Annotated in this window: 18 protein-coding genes and 2 other annotated features; of the genes, 1 reads left to right on the top strand and 17 read right to left on the bottom strand. The window is 42.8% G+C overall.

All coding sequences use genetic code 11. The features are described from left to right. Nucleotides 1–147 precede the first annotated feature (147 nt). Nucleotides 148–951 (top strand): ABC transporter ATP-binding protein, encoded by an 804-nt coding sequence (locus ACZYRN_RS04715; RefSeq protein WP_488910344.1) that lies wholly within the window; start codon nucleotides 148–150, stop codon nucleotides 949–951. Between the two features lie 83 nt (nucleotides 952–1,034). On the opposite strand, the gene trpA is transcribed toward ACZYRN_RS04715, so the two are convergent. From trpA to ACZYRN_RS04630, 17 genes are all read right to left on the bottom strand, one after another. Beyond that, nucleotides 1,035–1,817 carry a tryptophan synthase subunit alpha gene (gene trpA / locus ACZYRN_RS04710; protein ID WP_488910343.1) on the bottom strand — a complete coding sequence of 261 codons (783 nt, stop codon included), beginning with the start codon at nucleotides 1,815–1,817 and terminating at the stop codon, nucleotides 1,035–1,037. Further along, nucleotides 1,804–3,024: a tryptophan synthase subunit beta gene (trpB, locus tag ACZYRN_RS04705; RefSeq protein WP_488910342.1), complete on the bottom strand. Its 1,221-nt coding sequence runs from the start codon at nucleotides 3,022–3,024 to the stop codon at nucleotides 1,804–1,806. Before trpB ends, trpA begins: the two co-directional genes overlap by 14 nt. A gap of 1 nt (nucleotide 3,025) precedes the next feature. Further along, nucleotides 3,026–3,634 (bottom strand): phosphoribosylanthranilate isomerase, encoded by a 609-nt coding sequence (locus tag ACZYRN_RS04700; protein WP_488910341.1) that lies wholly within the window; start codon nucleotides 3,632–3,634, stop codon nucleotides 3,026–3,028. A 1-nt stretch (nucleotide 3,635) separates the two neighbouring features. Further along, the gene (trpC, locus tag ACZYRN_RS04695; protein ID WP_488910340.1) at nucleotides 3,636–4,406 is read right to left on the bottom strand and encodes an indole-3-glycerol phosphate synthase TrpC; all 771 of its coding nucleotides are present in this window, start codon (nucleotides 4,404–4,406) and stop codon (nucleotides 3,636–3,638) included. Next, nucleotides 4,403–6,016, bottom strand: coding sequence for a bifunctional anthranilate synthase component II/anthranilate phosphoribosyltransferase (locus ACZYRN_RS04690; protein ID WP_488910339.1), 1,614 nt, complete (start codon nucleotides 6,014–6,016; stop codon nucleotides 4,403–4,405). Before ACZYRN_RS04690 ends, trpC begins: the two co-directional genes overlap by 4 nt. Beyond that, entirely contained in the window at nucleotides 6,013–7,407 is a 1,395-nt protein-coding gene (trpE, locus tag ACZYRN_RS04685; protein ID WP_488910338.1) for an anthranilate synthase component I, read from the bottom strand. The genes ACZYRN_RS04690 and trpE overlap by 4 nt, the downstream gene beginning before the upstream one ends. Nucleotides 7,408–7,458: 51 nt before the next feature. After that, nucleotides 7,459–7,675: a binding site (T-box leader), on the bottom strand. A gap of 52 nt (nucleotides 7,676–7,727) precedes the next feature. Continuing rightward, nucleotides 7,728–7,967: a binding site (T-box leader), on the bottom strand. 110 nt (nucleotides 7,968–8,077) lie between these two features. After that, nucleotides 8,078–8,944, bottom strand: a complete 867-nt coding sequence (locus ACZYRN_RS04680) for a carbon-nitrogen hydrolase family protein (protein ID WP_488910337.1) — start codon at nucleotides 8,942–8,944, stop codon at nucleotides 8,078–8,080. A 230-nt stretch (nucleotides 8,945–9,174) separates the two neighbouring features. After that, entirely contained in the window at nucleotides 9,175–10,077 is a 903-nt protein-coding gene (gene thrB / locus ACZYRN_RS04675; protein WP_488910336.1) for a homoserine kinase, read from the bottom strand. Next, nucleotides 10,074–11,138: a threonine synthase gene (gene thrC / locus ACZYRN_RS04670; protein WP_488910335.1), complete on the bottom strand. Its 1,065-nt coding sequence runs from the start codon at nucleotides 11,136–11,138 to the stop codon at nucleotides 10,074–10,076. Before thrC ends, thrB begins: the two co-directional genes overlap by 4 nt. Beyond that, a complete protein-coding gene (locus tag ACZYRN_RS04665) occupies nucleotides 11,138–12,439 on the bottom strand; it encodes a homoserine dehydrogenase (RefSeq protein ID WP_488910334.1) in 1,302 nt (433 codons plus the stop codon). Before ACZYRN_RS04665 ends, thrC begins: the two co-directional genes overlap by 1 nt. A 152-nt stretch (nucleotides 12,440–12,591) precedes the next feature. After that, entirely contained in the window at nucleotides 12,592–14,082 is a 1,491-nt protein-coding gene (locus ACZYRN_RS04660) for a glycosyl hydrolase family 28-related protein (protein WP_488910333.1), read from the bottom strand. A gap of 39 nt (nucleotides 14,083–14,121) precedes the next feature. After that, the gene (locus tag ACZYRN_RS04655; protein WP_488910332.1) at nucleotides 14,122–14,895 is read right to left on the bottom strand and encodes an NRDE family protein; all 774 of its coding nucleotides are present in this window, start codon (nucleotides 14,893–14,895) and stop codon (nucleotides 14,122–14,124) included. A 75-nt stretch (nucleotides 14,896–14,970) separates the two neighbouring features. Further along, nucleotides 14,971–15,327, bottom strand: coding sequence for a DUF779 domain-containing protein (locus tag ACZYRN_RS04650; RefSeq protein WP_488910331.1), 357 nt, complete (start codon nucleotides 15,325–15,327; stop codon nucleotides 14,971–14,973). Between the two features lie 20 nt (nucleotides 15,328–15,347). Beyond that, nucleotides 15,348–16,865, bottom strand: a complete 1,518-nt coding sequence (adh, locus tag ACZYRN_RS04645) for an aldehyde dehydrogenase (RefSeq protein ID WP_488910330.1) — start codon at nucleotides 16,863–16,865, stop codon at nucleotides 15,348–15,350. Nucleotides 16,866–17,082: 217 nt separating this feature from the next. Next, nucleotides 17,083–18,069, bottom strand: coding sequence for a diaminopimelate epimerase (gene dapF, locus ACZYRN_RS04640; RefSeq protein WP_488910329.1), 987 nt, complete (start codon nucleotides 18,067–18,069; stop codon nucleotides 17,083–17,085). 213 nt (nucleotides 18,070–18,282) lie between these two features. Continuing rightward, the gene (ribH, locus tag ACZYRN_RS04635; RefSeq protein WP_488910328.1) at nucleotides 18,283–18,753 is read right to left on the bottom strand and encodes a 6,7-dimethyl-8-ribityllumazine synthase; all 471 of its coding nucleotides are present in this window, start codon (nucleotides 18,751–18,753) and stop codon (nucleotides 18,283–18,285) included. Between the two features lie 2 nt (nucleotides 18,754–18,755). Then, nucleotides 18,756–19,964: a bifunctional 3,4-dihydroxy-2-butanone-4-phosphate synthase/GTP cyclohydrolase II gene (locus ACZYRN_RS04630; RefSeq protein ID WP_488910327.1), complete on the bottom strand. Its 1,209-nt coding sequence runs from the start codon at nucleotides 19,962–19,964 to the stop codon at nucleotides 18,756–18,758. Nucleotides 19,965–19,974: the final 10 nt, after the last annotated feature.

Below are 19,974 nucleotides of genomic sequence, written 5' to 3'. Positions count from 1 at the left end.
CTTGCATTTCGCTTTTTTTCTATTCCGCCCACAAGCCTTTTTCTAAACGATAAAAACGAGATCTTGTAGGAATTGCCTGTCGTTGAATGTCCTATATTGTCTTTTTTATGTTTCTTTCTTATATTATAGAATAAGGGAGTGATAAATTTGTCTAAACTAATTTCATATGAACATGTTCGTTTTTTGCGTGAAGAACGAGTTATTTTAAATGATGTGAACTGGGTGGTAAACGAAGGGGAACATTGGGCTGTGCTTGGATTGAATGGTTCAGGAAAATCAACATTGTTAAATATGATGGGCGGTTATGAATTTCCGACAAGCGGCACGATTCATGTATTTGGACATCAATATGGAAAATATAACTGGGAATACATAAAAAAACGGCTTGGTTTTGTTGGGAATACGTTAAATCGTTTTTTGTCTACACTAAATCAAGAAACTGCACACGAAATTATCGTCAGCGGCAAATTTAATTCGATTGGGATTTATGAGCAGACGACAGATGTGGACTGGGAAACAGCAGAACAGCTGCTCAAAGAGTTCCATATTTTTCATCTAGCTGATCAGCCATACCGATTTTTATCCCAAGGAGAACAGCGCCGCGTCTTAATTGCTCGGGCGTTTATGGCACAGCCGGATGTAATGATTTTAGACGAGCCCTGTTCTGGTCTCGACGTCCAGGCTCGTGAGGACTTGCTTGAATCATTGCAGGAACAAGCAATAAAAAATAAAACTGTATTGCTTTATGTCACCCACCACATCGAAGAAATTATTCCAGCAATCACCCATGTTGCGGTCGTAAAAGAAGGTACCGTGATCGCGTCAGGACCGAAAAAAGAGATATTGACGAACGACATTTTGAGCAATGCTTTTGGTTTACCGGTTAAAGTGGAGTCGCGCGACGGCCGGAACTGGCTGCAAGTAGTAAAAAAATCATCGTCTGTTCTATAAAAAATCGATCCGGGGGCTATGCACCCCCGGATCGATTTTCCCTTTATTCTATTAACCACTTCAAGTATAGTTAAAGTTTTCCTTTATCTCACACCGACTTTACCCGGTACTAATTCTTTAATCTCGTGGCCCCGTCCTTCATGGAGCAGCGAGACAATTTTACTGCCGACAATTACACCATCACAAGCAGCACCAAGTGTTTCAGCTTGTTCTTTAGAGGAAACACCGAATCCTGCAAGAACCGGTACAGAACTCTTTTCTGTAATACGAGCAAGATGAGCGGACAGATCTCCAGCAAATCCCGCGCGGGCGCCAGTGATGCCATTCACTGTCACCGCGTAAATAAAGCCTTCTGCTCCATCAACCGTTTCCTTCATTCGTTCATCCGAACTTGTAAGCGTGACGAAGCGAATAAGTGCAATATCCTGTTTTGTTAATGGCTCTTTAAACTCTGCTTCTTCCTCCATTGGCACATCGGGAATAATAACACCAGACACACCAGCTGCTGCACATTGATCCGCAAAGGCTTCCGCACCGAGTTTAAATACCGGATTTGCGTACGTCATAATAACAATGGGAATAGATATGCTGTCTTTAAACGATGCAAGTTCAGTGAGTACTCCTTGTAATGTCACCTTTTCAGCAAGCGCCCGTTTTCCGGCTTCTTGAATGACCGGACCGTCAGCGACGGGATCGGAAAACGGGATACCGACTTCCACGACTGTTACTCCTGCGTCTTCTAACAATAAAATCGTTTCTTTCAATGTATGAAGGCCACCATCACCCGCCATGATATAGGCCGTAAATGCTTTTTTGCCTTCTTCCTTTACACGTGCAAACACTGCGGCCATTTTATGCTTCGTCATTATTTTGGCCCTCTCTTTCAAAACGTTCTTTAATTTGTGCAACGTCTTTATCACCGCGTCCTGACAGACAAATGGCGATAATTTCGTCTTTTTTCATCGCTTTTGCAAGTTTCAGCGCATAAGCGATGGCATGAGAGCTTTCAAGCGCTGGAATAATACCTTCTGTTTTAGTAAGTACTTTAAATCCTTCAAGCGCTTCTTCATCTGTAATATGTTCATAAATAACTCGGCCTGAGTCTTTTAAAAAGCTATGTTCGGGACCCACGCCTGGATAATCAAGACCAGCAGAAATAGAATGCGCTTCTTGAATTTGCCCTGCTTCGTCCTGAAGCAAATACATTTTACTGCCGTGCAGCACCCCAACACTGCCCATCGTCATCGAAGCCGCATGTTTATTTGTGTCTATTCCACTCCCCGATGCTTCTACGCCATACATTTTAACCGATTCATCTTGAATAAATGGATAAAACATTCCCATCGCATTGCTGCCTCCTCCAATGCAAGCCACCACGGCATCAGGGAGACGTCCTTCTTTTTCCTGAAGCTGCCTTTTCGTTTCATTGCCAATAACAGCTTGAAAATCACGGACAATTTGCGGGAATGGATGGGGGCCAAGCACTGATCCCATAATGTAATGAGTATCTTCCACATTTGTTACCCAGTAGCGAAGTGCTTCATTTACCGCATCTTTTAGTGTACCGCTTCCTTGTGAGACACTTTCCACTCGCGCACCGAGCAGCTCCATGCGAAAAACATTTAATTCTTGACGGCGAATGTCTTCCTCTCCCATGAAAACAACACATTCGAGATTCAGCAATGCACAGACAGTAGCTGTTGCGACACCATGCTGTCCAGCACCTGTTTCGGCCACGACTTTTCGTTTGCCCATACGGACAGCAAGAAGCGCTTGTCCAATTGTATTATTAATTTTATGAGCCCCTGTATGATTCAAATCTTCGCGCTTTAAATAAATTTTCGCACCGCCGGCTGCTTTTGTTAAATTTTCTGCAAAGTAAAGCGGGTTTTCCCGCCCAACATAATCCGTTAAATAATGATTTAATTCAGCTAGAAATGATTCATCAACGATCGCCGAATTGTATGCTTCTTCTAGTTCTTTAACGGCCCGCATAAGTGATTCTGGCACGTAACGGCCACCGTATTCGCCGTAATGCCCTTTTGCATCCGGTTGATTATATAAATTACTCAATTTAATTTGCTCCTTTCGCACGCTGTACAAATTGAAACACTTTCGTTTCATCTTTTCGGCCGTCGGTTTCGACACCGCTTGAAATATCCACTGCAAATGGGCGAACGGACTGTACCGCATCTTCTATATTATCAGGTGAGAGGCCGCCCGCCAAAATGAGACGACTTTTATCAACCTCTGGATTTTCAAGAAGAGACCAATCAAATACGTGGCCACTGCCTCCCCGAAAGCGAGCCGGGGGACTGTCAATTAAAATATACTTGGCCGGGTAGGCAAACATTTCTTTGTACGTGATATGTTCTTTTACTGAAAAAGCTTTTATGACTGGCACCGGCATACTTTCAGCAAATTCAGCTGTTTCATCACCATGAAGCTGTACATAATCAAGATTCGCTGTTTTCACAATATCACAAATTACACTAGCTTCTTCGTTAACGAATACACCTACTTTTTTCACACTCGGTCCGACCGCTTCACCGATCTGACGGGCTACGTCAACCGGAATACGCCGGCTGCTGTCAGCAAAAACAAATCCGATCATGTCAGCACCAGCCTCACTTGCCCAACTTGCTGCTTCTATCGATGTAATCCCGCAAATTTTAACGTTCATTTTACAATTCCACCTTTAGTGAGCGGACGGCTCCCGCAACATCACCGGCCATCATTAATGTTTCACCGACAAGAAGTGCCCGAGCGCCAGCTTCTTTTAAGCGAATTGCATCTTCCTGTGTTTTTATACCGCTCTCCGATACAAAAATAGCCTTTTCTTTTCCATAACGGGACATAAGCCGTTCCGTTACTGCAAGATTTATTTGAAATGTGTGAAGATCACGGTTGTTAATTCCTATAATATTCGCTTCCATCGCAAGTGCCCGTTCCATTTCCGCTTCATTATGCACTTCAACGAGCACATCAAGTTTATGCTCTTTTGAATGGCGGTACAACCTTTGCATCTCTTCATCGTTCAAAGCAGCGGCAATTAATAAAATGATATCGCCTCCTGAAGCTTTTGCCCGATCAATTTGAATTTCATCAATGATAAAGTCTTTATTTAATAAAGGAATCTCGACACCTTCTTTTACTGCTTTTAAGTCATCCATCGTGCCTTTGAAAAAGGGCGTATCCGTTAAAACAGACACGGCATCAGCACCGTTGTCTGCATAGATCGTTGCTTGTTCAACTGGATCAACATCTGGGTTTATATCGCCTTTTGACGGAGATGCCCGTTTTACTTCTGCGATCAACGCCATCGTTTTAGACGCCACTACTCGGTTATAAAAGGAAATCGGTGTCCGATCTGTCTTATATGTGAGTGCTGCCTGTTTTAAGAGCACTACTTCTTCACGTTTTTTATCGATAATTTTATCTAAAATGGTTGTCATCCTGTTACCACTGCTTTCTGTCGTGTTTTTGAAAACTCCACTAAATAATTTAATTTTTGCAGTGCAGCACCTGAATCGATACTTTCTTCTGCCATCTTCACGCCTTCACGAATAGACTTTGCCTTGCCATTTGCGAATAAACCGATTGCGCTATTGAGCACGACCGTATCACGCTTTGCACCGCGTTCTCCTTCTAAAATCCGTTTTAAAATTTCGGCGTTTTCAATCGCTTCGCCGCCTTTAATCGCCTCGAGCGGATATTCCGGCAGGCCGGCGGATTCAGCTGTTACAATCATCTTTTCTATTTTGCCGTTTTCGAGCAAAACTAAATGATTTTCACCAGCAAGGGAAGCTTCATCCATATAGCCGGCCCCGTTTAATACAACAGCGCGTTTGCGGCCAAGGCGGTTTAACACATCGGCCATCATCTCTAGTGAATCACGGCGATATGTGCCTAAAAGCTGCGAATCAAGTTTTACTGGATTCGTTAGCGGCCCAATCAAATTAAAGATCGTTGGGATTTTCAAATCACGGCGCACTTTTGTGATGCGTTTTAATTTCGGATGAACATGCGGTGCAAATAAAAATGTAATGTTGTTTTCTTCAAGAAGCCGGTCTGTTTCATCAGCGAGAAAGTCAAGTGATACCCCCAGATGTTCAAGCACGTCGGCGCTGCCTGTTTTACTTGATACACTTCTATTTCCATGTTTAGCTACTTTAACACCCGCACCCGCAAGCACGAAAGCAGATGTTGTGCTAATGTTAAAGCTTTGTGAACCATCGCCGCCTGTACCGCAGTTATCCATCACGTTGCTCCAATTTGTACGAGACGCAACCGCATTTTGGTGAAGAACATGAACAAATGAAGCAACTTCCTCTACGGTTTCCCCTTTTGCTTTCAATGCAATTAAAAAAGCAGCGATCTCACTATCCGTCACATCTTCTTGTAAAATTTCTTCTACAGCGTCTTCCATTTCCTCGGCTGTAAGCGATTGTCCATCGGATAATTTCATTAAATATTTTTTCATATTTTTTTCCTTCCGATACGAACGGAAAAATTCGCCAATTAAATTATCGCCTACTTTTGTGCCAATCGATTCCGGATGAAATTGAAGGCCAAAGACCGGATACTCTTTATGACGGAGTGCCATAATTTCATTGTCATCCGTTGATTCTGCTATCACTTCTAGCTTTTGATTAAGTGTCTCTTTGTCTACGACAAGAGAATGATACCGCATGACCGGCACCGGACCTTGCACCGCAGAAAATAATCCTTTGCCTTCATGGCGAATCATGGACAGCTTGCCATGCTTAATCGTTTTCGCTTGAATGATGTCCGTGCCAAATGCAGCAGCTATCGCCTGATGGCCAAGACAGATGCCGAGAATCGGAATCCGATGATAAAAGGCGTGCACTGCCTCAATCGAAATCCCCGCTTCTTCCGGTGTACCGGGTCCCGGGGAAATGACAATCGCTTCCGGTGCCAGTGCTTCAATCTCATCAATCGTAATTTCGTCATTACGGACGACACGGACATTTTTACCAATGCGACTGATTTGTTGGTATAGATTGTATGTGAACGAATCGTAGTTATCAATAAGTAAAATCATTTTTGCACCTCCAGTAATGCTTTCGCTTTATGCATTGTTTCTTCATATTCTGTATCAGGTACAGAATCATAGACGATGCCTGCTCCTGCCTGTACGTGCGCAATATTGTCTTTAATAACCATCGTGCGGATCGCAAGCGCAAAGTCCATGCTGCCGGTTGCCGACAAGTACCCGACTGCGCCAGAGTAAACACCGCGTTTCACCGGTTCAAGTTTATTGATAATTTGCATAGCCCGAATTTTCGGCGCGCCTGAAACCGTACCCGCTGGCAAACACGCTGTCAGTGCATCAAGAGGATGATAATTTTCTCTTAATTCACCTGATACTTCTGAAACGATATGCATGACGTGTTTATACTTTTCAATGTTCATATACTTATCCAATGTGACCGAGCCAATTTCTGAAATTTTCCCGACATCGTTACGGCCAAGATCGACCAGCATCCGGTGTTCAGCAATTTCCTTTTCATCTGCTAATAGCTCTTCTGCAAGCTGTGCATCTTGTTCTGGCGACTTGCCTCGCGGGCGAGTACCGGCAATAGGATTTGTTGTAACCGTTGTGCCGCTTACTTTCACAAGACTTTCTGGTGATGTGCCTAACACTGTGTAGCCATCAAAATCAATGTAAAACATGTACGGTGACGGATTTGATGTGCGAAGACGGCGGTACAAGGTGAACGGGTCCCCTTCAAATGGAGATGAAAGGCGCTGCGAAAGAACGACTTGGAAGATATCACCGCGAATGATGTGTTCCTTCGCCTTTTCAACCATTTCACAAAATGTTTTACGGTCTGTTTTTGACGTAAATGCAAGAACATTTGTCTCATTGCCTGCAACTGGTTTTTGCTCGGCTTGAATATCCTTATACAAATTTTCGATCGCCATATCCATTTCAGCTTCCGGTCGGCTTCCAAATAAATCAACGGCAACGAGCGAGACATGTTGTGTTAAATGGTCATAGACGACGAATGTATCATAAAACAGCAGATGGACATCCGGCATTTCCAGTTCATCGGGAAGCGGGTCGCCTATTCTCTCTTCAAAAAAGACGGTATCGTATCCAATGTATCCAGCTGCACCGCCGAAAAATGGGAACGGGTACTCTTTCTCACCATATACAGGCATCATTTCTTTTAATTTTTCCATGAATTTTTCTGGACCAGATTCTGTTTTGCCTTCTTTTTTCGTTATCGTATATCCGTCTTTATCAGCTGTAAATTGCGCAACCGGATCTACCGCTATAAATGAATACCGTCCGCTTTCTTCATGTTTTGCAGAACTTTCAAACAACATTTTTTGCTTTCCGCCTAGCATATGGTAAATGGAGATCGGTGTGACCATATCTCCTTCCATTTCTTTTAGTTTGTATTGAATTGTTTTCTGTAATTTCATCTGTAAGTCCCCTTTCTTTCCATAAAAAAACTCCATAGATGATCATCATCTATGGAGGACGGTTTCCCGCGGTGCCACCTCTCGTTGAAGCAAATGTGCTTCCCCTTAAAAACCGGTTAACGGCCGGTCGCCGGGCGCTCTACTTCCCATTGTTCAAGCTGCCACTCACGGACCCATTCGAGCTGCTGCTGCGTGCCAGGTTTCCACCATCCCCTGGCTCTCTGTAACGAGCAAATACAACTGTACTTTTTCCGATCATCGTGTTCGTTTATAGAGTAATACTGTTTCATTAATAAATACAAAAAGGCCCCCTTCATCTTTAAAAGGACGGGGAGCCGTGGTACCACCTTTATTGATCGCACATATGCGATCCACTTTAACAGCAGAATTTCTGCCTGTCTTTTGTAACGTAAGACGTACGCCGGAGCCTACTTTTACAATCTTGTAGTTCGGTCCGGTAGCTCGGAAGCCCATTCACAACGTTTCCTGCACCAGCTTGCACCAACCGCCGGCTCTCTAAAGCATTCTTCATTGCTACTCTTCTTCTTCAATGCTCATGTATTTAACTAATTATTATCATAATACAAACCTTATGAAATTTCAACTTTTTTAAATGATTTTTCTATACGCGTCACCTTGTTGTAAAACACTCAACAATTGTGATGATCTATTATTCTGTTTCCCAATCCGTGTATAAATCCGTCCGGCGGTCGCGCCACGTTGTAACCGATCCTTTTTTACGCACGTCGTATAAAAGCGAAAGATCAAGATCTGCAGTAATAATCATATCATCGTTCATAATGCCTTCTGCGACGATACCTGCTGGCGGGAACGGAATGTCATTCGGTGCAATAACAACTGCCTGACCCATATTTGCACGCATTAAATCTACTGTCGGCAAGGATCCGACTGTACCTGTTCCAACTACGTATACTTGATTTTCAACGGCCCGTGCATGGCTCGTATAACGGACACGATGAAAACCGTGCCGGTCGTCTGTGCATGATGGACAGAAAATAACATCCGCTCCGCGCGCTTTCGCCATCCGGACGATTTCTGGAAACTCAATGTCATAACACGTTAAGATGGCGATTGTTCCTTTATCTGTTTCAAAAATACGGAATGAATCGCCTTGCTGCATATTCCATCCTTCGACTTCCGCTGGTGTTATATGAAGCTTTGGCTGCATTTGATAGGAGCCGTCTGGATAAAATAGATAAGCGGTATTTTGAATGCCATCTCCCGCTGCTGTCACATGCGTGCCTGCTATAATATGAACGTTGTAGTGACGTGCAAACTCAGAGAATGTATGCTCATAACGCTCTGTGAACATTGGCAAATCCGTAATTTTTAACGCAGCACCTGTTTCTTCGTCACCGATCGAAAGAAGCTGAGTCGTAAAAAATTCAGGAAATAAAATAAATTCCGCTTCAAATTCCATCGCGGTTTTTATGTAATGTTCGCATTGTGCCGCAAATTCATCAAATGATTGGATTGTGTGCAAATGATACTGTACTGCTGATACCCGCATTTTCAAAATATGTCTCCCCTTTGTAACTGATTTTTTTAAGATCTGCTTTTAAATTAAAGGATGTGAACGATTTTAGCAAGAAAAAAAGACAGCAATTATTGCTGTCCAATGTCAGATATGAAATTCAGTCTCAAAGAGGGGGTATTGATAATGAATCTCAATTTCAATTATAACTATATTTTTAAAAATGTCAACTCATACACAGGCTGTTTCCTTGCGAAAAAAATCCGGCGAAGTTACTCGCCGGATTGAATCCATTCAGGTCCTCTAGAATCTACAATAAGCTCTAGCACATTACAATCCTTGAATTTCTCGCGGAATTGATCCGCAATGCCCTGTCCTTTCCCACGCGGAGCAACCGTTAATACGGTTGGACCTGCCCCGCTAATGACCGTTGCATATGCTCCATAGCTTTGTGCGAGTTTGCGCGCTGGAACAAATTCTTTAATAAGCGAGGTCCGGAACGGTTCGTGAAACACATCACGCTCCATCATACGACCAGCTGTTTCGTAGTCATGTTGCATAAAAGCAGCAACGAGCATGTTTGAAACGGCACTGCCAAGCACCGCTTCTTTACGGTCAAACGACGCTGGGAGTACATTGCGTGCGTCTTCTGTTTTCAACTCATAGGGAGGGACAAGGGCAACTAAGTCAATATCCGGTGCCGGAAGTTTTACCATTTCTGCTTTTTCGCCGAGCGATACACCACAAACCATCCCGCCAAAAAGAGAGGCACCGATATTATCAGGATGTCCTTCAAACATGTTTCCGATATTAAGCTTTTCTGCATCTGTCAGTTGTAATTCTGCAAATTTATTGGCAATTTCAATGCCTGCTGCAATGGCAGCGGCACTGCTGCCAAGACCTCTGGCAAGCGGAATGTCACTTTCTAAAACGGCTTCAATAGGCGGCATAACGACATGGCGTAGTTCAGCCGTTTTTTTGGCCACAATGGCAATTAAATGCTGCTCATCTTCCGGAAGTCCGTTTAAAAGAGCCGACCGGTGTGAAAATACCCACCGGTCAGCTTTTTTTACTTTTACGGTTAAATAAAGACTAAAGGCTAGGCCGATTGAATCAAATCCTGGCCCTAAATTGGCCGTACTTGCCGGCACTTTTAAAAGGCCGGATGCCTTCATGCCTGCACAGCTCCCTTAATGAAATTAAATACCGCTTCTTCATCGTTTGGCAGAACAGTCGGTTTTTTCTCAATTTGTGCAATGGCTGTTTGTGGATCTTTCAATCCATTACCAGTTAAAACAGCGACAATATTCGCCCCTTGCTCGATTTCGCCTGACTTGACATGTTTAATAATGCCTGCAATAGATGCGTTGGAAGCCGGTTCTGCGAAAATACCTTCTTCTCTTGTCATCATTTCATACGCTTCCAAAATTTCAGCGTCTGTGACAAAATCAATTTTCCCGTTTGACTCATCCCGTGCTGCTTCAGCAAATCTCCAGCTAGCTGGGTTTCCGATGCGGATGGCTGTTGCAACTGTTTCCGGCTGATCGATTGGCGCACCTTTTACGATCGCTGCGGCACCTTCCGCTTCAAAGCCATGCATACGTGGAAGACCTGTGCCGAATTTTTCATTATATTCCTTAAAGCCTTTCCAGTAAGCGGTAATATTCCCGGCATTGCCGACTGGAATAGCAAGTACGTCTGGCGCTTGTCCTAGCTGATCGCACACTTCAAACGCTGCTGTTTTTTGACCTTCAATACGGTATGGGTTTACCGAGTTAACGAGTGTAATCGGTGATTTTTCGCTAATGTTGCGGACCATCGCTAATGCTTCATCAAAATTCCCTTTAATTGCAACGATTTCCGCCCCGTACATCATTGCCTGAGCTAGTTTGCCCATTGCGATTTTACCGTCAGGAATAACAACGATTGTTTTCATACCAGCACGTGAAGCGTATGCCGCAGCTGCAGCTGATGTATTTCCTGTTGAAGCACAAATAACAGTGTTACTGCCTTCTTCTTTCGCTTTGGCAACAGCCATCACCATCCCGCGGTCTTTAAATGAACCGGTTGGATTGGCGCCTTCTACTTTCACATGAATGTTTACACCTAATTTTTTTGAAATATTCACAAGTGGAATAAGCGGTGTATTTCCTTCCATTAATGAAAGCATCGGTGTATTTTCGTTCACCGGTAAAAACTCTTTATATTGATGTAGTAAACCTTCCCATTTAGCCATTATTTCGCTCCTTCTCCTTCAACGCGGTAGAAACTTTCAACTGAATGCACAACCGCTAGATCTTTAATTTGTTCAAGCATTTGATTATAATTTTGCAACGATGCTTTATGCGTTACGATGACAATTTCCGCCATTCCTTCTTTATCAAGCGGCAATTGGAGAATTTTTTCAAAACTAATGAAATTAGATGAAAATAGTTTCGTTAGTTCTGAAAATGCACCAACTTCATCACGCACATGAAGACGGATAAAGTATTTAGCAAATTTTTCTTCGTCGCTTTTCAGCTTTTTCTCAAATTGAGGTGCTGAAATGCTTTTGCCATTCACGCCGAGACGCATATTTGTTACAACAGCAAGAAGATCACTTACAATCGATGTAGCTGTTGGCATACTTCCGGCACCCGGTCCATAAAACATCGTCTCACCGACTGCTTCCCCGTATACGTATACTGCATTGTACTCATCATTCACTGATGCCATTGGGTGATTATTGGAAATAAATGTCGGTTGTACGCTTGCTTCTACACGTTCATCGGATTGATCTGCATATCCGATCAATTTCATCGTGTAGCCAAGTGTCTGACCGTGTTTCAAGTCACTGTCTGAAACCGTTGAAATGCCGCTCACATTTACGTCTTCAAGCTCGATATTCATTGAGAATGCAAGACGAGCAAGAATAGCCATTTTACGGGCAGCGTCCAGCCCTTCCACATCAGCAGTCGGATCGGCTTCCGCAAAGCCAAGATCTTGTGCTTCTTTCAATGCCACATCGTATGACATGCCCTCTTTATGCATTTTTGTCAAAATAAAGTTTGTTGTTCCGTTTACGATCCCCATCAATTTTTGAATTTTATCAGAGGCAAGGCCCTCTGCTAATCCACGGATGATTGGAATACCACCGGCTACACTCGCTTCATAATAAAAATCGCAGTCGTTTTCAGATGCCGCTTTTAACAATTCAGATCCGTATAGAGCAACTAAATCTTTATTCGCCGTGACGACATGTTTCTTTTGATTCAAGGCATCCAGCAAATACTGCTTCGTTTCATCAATGCCGCCCATTACTTCAACGATTACATCGATATCTGGATCATTAATGACATCGTATGGATCAAGTGTTAATGACTCTTTTGGCAGATTTACATCACGCTTTTTGTCCACATTTTTTACAAGCACTTTCGTTACTTCTATCGGGCAGCCGACGCGATGAACGAGCTGTTCCTGATGGTTTTGAATAATCTTCACAACACCTGTTCCGACCGTTCCAAGACCGAGCAATCCTACTTTTACGTTATCTTTCATCTCAACGTCACCTCAACTATGTATTTGTATGATGTACATTTGTTTTTACATAGTAGACATTATATCGGTATTTCTTGCTTTTTACAACCTAATGTTTTCGCAAAATAGAATGTTTCTGCCTTTTCTTATCTTAAAGAAATGTTTGTCCTGTTTCAAGCAATTGTTATATTTTTTGACGGTATCACATTCACATCTTTCGCTACATAGAACGGTTTTTGACCACAATTTTTGAAAATAGCGTCTTTAATAAACACATCATCTGCTTTCTGCGCACCACCGAAGACTTTTAATGCCGGAGCGGCTGTTTGAAAATTTTCCATAATAATATTTTGCATATGAATATGTTTTGATTTATATTGAATCCCTGCAACAGGCAAGCCTTTATAATCATATTGAGCGTTCCCGATTGCTCGCATCCCGTTAATGACCACATGTTTATAGGCCGAAATCGTAAGCGCGCGCGGCTTTGAACTCGCATATAAATCAGTGTAGATCGGATGAACAGATACAATGCGCGTCGCCGTAATGAAACGGGCTGTTTTCGATTCCGGATCTGTTTTGCTATGGTGACCAATATGGCGGAAATTGTATGAGCGGTTATCATTAACAGACAAGTGCCCGATAATATGAACGTTTGCAGCCGCCGAGCTCGTCGCATGCGCTTTTACTTCCACACCGCCAAAACAGCGTGTCGATGCGTTGTTGATCAGCCATACATACCGCGAGCCGTCATCGACTTCGAATCCATTTGAATTAGAAAAGCCTTTTTGATGGCTTCGTCCAGAGGGATCACACATAAAGCAGTTAGAAATAAGGATGTAATCGCTATGGTGAGTCGTTACACCATCATCCCCAAATCCTGATCCTGTGCACCCATCGATCCAAATATATCGGCTGCCGCCCCGGGCCCGATGTCCATCTCCTGAATAATCATATAAAGTAGACGACACATCGTAACAATGCAAACCGGGATTTTTTGCCTCACAGTTTTTGATCCAGCCATACTCAACATTAGCGAATGTTAAACAGCTTGAACGGTTATTGCCGCTCGATGATTTTTCATCAAGTTGAAGTCGTTCTATATTCCAATCCAATGTCATTCCTTCAATTGAAATATGATGATTTCCTTTCACATGGTTTTCATTTGTTATCACAAAGCTCCGTTTCGGTGCAGTGTCTCGCAGTTTCAATATCGTTTTTCCTGCTCCTGCTCCTTTTAGAACTGTATAAGATGGAACATGTAGTTCATCAATGATAAACGTGCCTTCTGGAATGTAGACGGTCCGTTCACCGCTTGATAAAGCTGCCGCAATATCTTCTCCTTTTTCCACATATACTTTTTTCTCTGTTTTTTTTTGCAGCATCTTCCATTCCTTATCAAGAGTTTCTTTCCAATCCGGATACACTCCATTTTTACCGACAATGGTATGATGCATTTTCATAGGCTCTTCTGTTTTTGTCCATATAGATTTTATTTTTTTTAAAATCGATTCTTTCTGTTGAGAAGGTTTCCACTTAGCAGCCGATTCGAAAAATAACCGGTCTGTCTCAGCTACAGCTCTTGCTAAAGATTCGCTTCCTTCAAAATAAGTATTGATTAATGCAGCATTATCATTTGGGTTATGATGAATGTTTAGTTGCATTTTTTTCTCCTTTTTATTTGAATTTTACACATAATGTATTTATTTCTTAATAAATGAAATACTTTGTTCCTGTTCAAATATACCCTTTTCAAACGTTCGTTCCATCCACTCAATTGAATCATTTTGTTTCATTAAAACAACGGTTGAACTACGGGTGCCGTAATTCTTTTCTTTGCTTTTAATAAACACGGATGATAGCAGTCTTTCCCATTCGAGTGATACACCTGTTTGTGGGAGCTGTTCATCCGATGCTTGTGTTTCATCCGCCAGAAAATCAAATAAACCGCTATAATCAGCTTGTTCATCGTTGTCCACCCACTCTGCTAATTTTTTCTTTGTTTTCATTGTTTTCGGCCACGGTGTACTCATAAAAGCATTGCTGACACTGTGAATACCAGGCGGCAATTCATAGGGTGGTTCACCAGATTTGCTATTGAAGGAATAGATTGCTTCTTTCGTGCCAGCGACAACATTAAAACCGGGATAGCGTTCTTTTCTCCTATCCAATTCTTCTAAAAACCTACGTGCGTGCATTTCTCCTTCTAAAAAAGACCGGACGATGTGCCCTCGGGATTCTTTATCTGCGGAAAACTCGGATGGATCACGATAGTTTGTCAATGCACAAATACGTCCTGTTTTTGACACGCCAAGCCATGTTCCCCCCTTCGATAAATCCTTTCCTGCTAAAATATGAGGTGCATCTTCCCACCAGTGTGACGGTGCAGTCGGGCGATTATAAAATTCATCTCTGTTTGCGGCAAGTACGAGCGGAATTTCAGGCACTACTTGAAAAGCTATATTCACTAAACACATAATAATCACACTTTCTTTTTTACTTTATTATGAGACATAAGAAAAAGGACGTCCATTTGGACAGTCCTTTTTCTATTATTGATCTAATTCTTTCCGTTCTTTTTCAGTAAAGATGCGTGAGCGTGTTAAAAATCGTTTTCCTTGAGGGCCTTCAAGTGAAAACATACCACCGCGCCCATCAATGACATCAATAATAAGCTGCGTATGTTTCCAATATTCATACTGTGCTTCGTGAATGTAAAATGGGCTGCCGCCAATTTCACCGAGCAGCTTGTCCGAGTCTCCGATTAAAAATTCGCCTGCCGGATAGCACATGGGCGCACTTCCATCACAGCAGCCGCCGGATTGATGAAACATAAGAGGGCCATGCTTGTCCTTAAGTACTTGAATCAATCGGGTGGCCGCAGGAGTCGCTGTTACACGTTCTGCCATGATTGCTTCCCCTCACTTTTTTAAAAGAAACCAAGTGCATCTTCTGAGTAGCTTACGAGCAAATTTTTTGTCTGTTGGTAATGATTTAGCATCATTAAATGATTTTCACGGCCAATACCTGACATTTTATAACCGCCAAACGCAGCATGTGCCGGATATTGGTGGTAACAATTCGTCCACACGCGCCCTGCTTGAATTTGCCGTCCAAATCGATACATACGGTTAGCATGGCGTGACCAAACGCCAGCACCGAGTCCATACAATGTATCATTCGCAATTTCGAGCGCTTCCGCTTCATCTTTAAATGTTGTAACCGATAAAACCGGGCCGAAAATTTCTTCCTGGAAAATACGCATTTTATTGTGGCCTTTAAAAACAGTCGGTTTTATGTAATAACCGCCTTCAAATCCTTCGATCGTATTTTTCTCACCGCCAGCTAAACATTCTGCACCTTCTTGTTTCCCAATATCAAGATAGGAAAGAATTTTTTCCATTTGTTCATTGGAGGCTTGCGCACCTATCATCGTATCAGTATCAAGCGGATTGCCTGTTTTAATCTGTTTCACACGTTCAATTGCTCGTCCCATAAATTGATCATAAATCGTTTCATGAACAAGAGCACGCGATGGACATGTGCATACTTCTCCCTGATTTAGTGCGAACATAACAAATCCTTCCACTGCTTTGTTCAAAAACGCGTCGTCTTTTTCCATAATGTCATCAAAGAAAATGTTCGGTGATTTCCCGCCTAATTCAAGTGTGACCGGAATTAAGTTTTGTGATGCATACTGCATAATAAGACGTCCTGTTGTCGTCTCGCCGGTAAAAGCTATTTTCGCAATACGTTTATTTGATGCTAGCGGTTTTCCTGCTTCAAGTCCAAATCCGTTTACGACATTCACAACGCCTGGTGGCAGCAAGTCTCCGATCAGCTCCATTAAGACAAGAATGGAAGCAGGCGTCTGCTCAGCCGGTTTCAAAACGACACAGTTGCCGGCGGCCAGTGCCGGTGCCAGTTTCCAAACGCCCATTAAGATCGGGAAATTCCATGGAATGATTTGGCCGACAACGCCGAGCGGCTCGTGAAAATGATAGGCCACTGTATCATCATCAATTTGACTAAGTGATCCTTCCTGTGCACGAATCGCACCGGCGAAATAACGGAAATGATCGATAGCTAACGGCAAATCAGCATTTAATGTTTCACGAACTGCTTTCCCATTATCCCATGTTTCCGCAACAGCAAGCGTTTCTAAATTTTCTTCCATTCGGTCTGCAATTTTATTTAGTATATTCGCACGATGTGCTGGTGACGTTTTCCCCCATGCGTCTTTTGCTTCATGAGCGGCATCGAGTGCCTGTTCGATATCTTCTGCCTGCGAACGGGCGACTTCACAAAACACTTCGCCTGTCACTGGTGTAACATTTTCAAAATATTGGCCGCCGACAGGTTCTGTCCATTGCCCGTTAATATAGTTGCCGTATTTCTTTTTAAATGTAATCTTCGATCCTTCCTGACCCGGATTTGCATAAATCATCTATGCATTCCCCTTTCATCAATGGAATTGTTTATAGATCATAAAACGAATTTATAAAGCGCTTACATTATCAAAGTATCTTGTTTATTCTTATTTGTCAAATAATTCATCTTTTTATCATATTAAGATGATTCAACTGTTTTTTTGCCTTATTATAAAGCTCTCGTACAGAAGGTCATTATGGTAAAAATAAAAAAATCCAGGAACACGTCCTGGATTAAAAAACTTCTGCATGTAAATAGGATTCGACTTCTTCACGCAACTGATCATATGCAGCCTGCTCTTTATATGCTTTCTGGTCTTTTAGCTGAAATTGGCGTGGGCTGTCGAGCTCTAAATGAACAATCGCTTCAAATAAATACGTGCCATTTCCAATAAGGTCAATGGAATAGCGGCCCGCTTCGTGTTGGTGTACCACACAACGTACTTTCCCGCCATTATTGTATACATCAACAGGCGTTTCATAATCGTTTAACCCTAGCTGACATGTCGTTAATGTAGAAGCCGACATGGCTGTTCCGCATGCATTAGTAAACCCGACGCCGCGTTCATATGTACGAACGTAAATAGCGCGATCTTTGATCGGATAAACGAAGCTGACGTTTACACCATCCGGGCAAATATCATTCGGGCTGTTCAACATTTGGGCAATTCGTTTTTGCTCACCGGATGCAATCAATGATCGATCGCAAACGGCAATTAAATGCGGATTCGGCACGGCAAGCGCTGAGAAATGAATCGAATCCGATAATTCTTCTACTTTCTCATCAAAAAGTCGATCTTTGCCGATGGCCATTGGCAAAGAGTCCAGTTCAAATAGGACCGGTGAAATTTCCACTCGGTACGCCGGCACACCTTCATAAATATCACCATCACGCTTTACATATAAATTGGCTCTATTTGTCTCCACAACAATTTCGTCGCGTCCTAATTTGTCGCATACATATCGTCCGTGCACTCGAAGACCGTTCCCACACATAGATGCTTCTGAACCATCCGAATTGAAAATACGCATTTTTGCATCTGCCTTCGTACTTTCCATGACAAATAAAATACCATCTGCACCAATGCCTGTTTCCCGATCGCAAAGCACCAATGCAAGGTCACGCCGGTTTTCTTCTGTAAAGCTGTATCCATGTGTCCATTCATCAATAAGTAAAAAATCATTGCCCGATCCGTGGCCTTTAATTAATTTCAATTCCATGTCCATCGCCTCTTTCAACACTTCTTTTTTCTATAGTATAACAAAAATTGCAACAGTCAAAAAGGACGAGCTGTACACGGTGATACTTGTTTCTTCACACATTCGGGCACAGCCATATGAATTGCTGCCATCTTTCCTTATTCATTTAAAAAAAGCTGCCGGACAATCCGGACAGCTTAATAGACGATCTTATCTAAATCGATTGGACGCAGATTATGCGTCGAACGAACGAAGCAAGTTCGCCATTTCAATAGCTGAAATAGCGGCTTCCCAGCCTTTATTTCCTGCTTTTGTTCCTGCACGTTCAATCGATTGTTCAATCGTATCTGTTGTTAATAGACCAAAAATAACAGGCACACCAGTTTGAAGACCTGCTTGTGAAATGCCTTTCGCTGCTTCATTGCATACATAATCAAAGTGAGCTGTTGCACCGCGAATCACTGCACCAAGTGTAATGACAGCATCGTATTTACCGCTTTCGGCCATTTTTTTTGCAGCCATCGGCAGTTCGAATGCACCTGGCACCCAAGCGATGTCAATATTATCCGCATTCACTCCGTGGCGAATAAATCCGTCTTCTGCACCGCTCACAAGTTTTCCTGTAATAAATTCGTTAAAACGCCCTGCAACGATTCCTACTTTTAAATCTGTCCCTATTAAATGACCTTCAAATGTTTTTCCCATCTTTATATCCCCTCTTCTGTTAAGTTTAAAATATGGCCTAGCTTTGACAATTTGGTCTGCAAATAATTTCGGTTGTCCGCGTTCGGGATCATCTCAATTGGCACGCGATCCGTCACTTCGATTCCATACCCTTTTAAACCGGTTATTTTACGCGGATTATTCGTAAGCAATTTCATTTTCGTAATACCTAGGTCCCGTAAAATTTGAGCACCGATGCCATAATCACGTAAATCATCTTTAAAGCCAAGTTTTACGTTCGCTTCCACAGTGTCATAGCCTTGCTCTTGTAGTTCATATGCTTTCATCTTGTTGATAAGCCCGATGCCACGGCCTTCTTGGCGCATATAAAGAAGAACACCTCGGCCTTCTTCTTCAATTTGATGGAGGGCTGCATGAAGCTGCGGTCCGCAATCACATCTGTATGAACCGAAAATGTCGCCTGTTAAGCATTCTGAATGAACGCGTACAAGCACCGGTTCTTCGCCTGTAATATCGCCTTTAACAAGCGCAACATGCTCCTGTCCCGTCAATTCTTCTTCATAGCCGACTGCACGGAATCTACCAAAAGATGTTGGCAGCTGAATATCTGCTTCACGGCGGATTAGCGACTCGTGGCCACGCCGATAAGCAACAAGCTGCTCAATCGTCACTATTTTCAATCCGTGTTTCTCTGCCATCACTTCAAGTTCTGGCAGACGCGCCATCGTACCGTCTTCATTCATAATTTCACAAATAACACCAGCCGGCTTTGCTCCCGCGAGCTTGGCAAAATCAACCGCTGCTTCCGTATGACCGGTCCGTCGCAGGACGCCTCCGTCTTTTGCGACCAACGGGAAAATATGGCCTGGACGCTTAAAATCAGCAGGCATAGACTGTTCATCCACAAGTGCTCGAATCGTATCCGCGCGTTCAAAAGCACTAATGCCAGTCGTTGTCCAAATATGGTCAACGCTAACTGTAAAAGCAGTCCCATGACTGTCTGTATTATGGTCAACCATCGCATGCAAATTGAGGCGGTCCGCAATGTTTTCTTCAATGGGTACACAAATAAGACCTCGCGCTTCTTTTGCCATAAAATTAATCATTGCCCCATCTGCCAATTCAGCAAGCCCAAGTAAATCTCCTTCATTTTCACGGTCTTCATCATCAACAACGATAATCATTTTCCCATTCTTTAAGTCCTCTATTGCTGATTCAATATCTGAAAACATAGGATGTCCC

It is taken from the genome of Domibacillus sp. F004 (genome assembly GCF_057814295.1).
The sequence above is the reverse complement of the archived record's forward strand: the minus strand, read 5'-3'. Positions and strand labels throughout refer to the sequence as shown.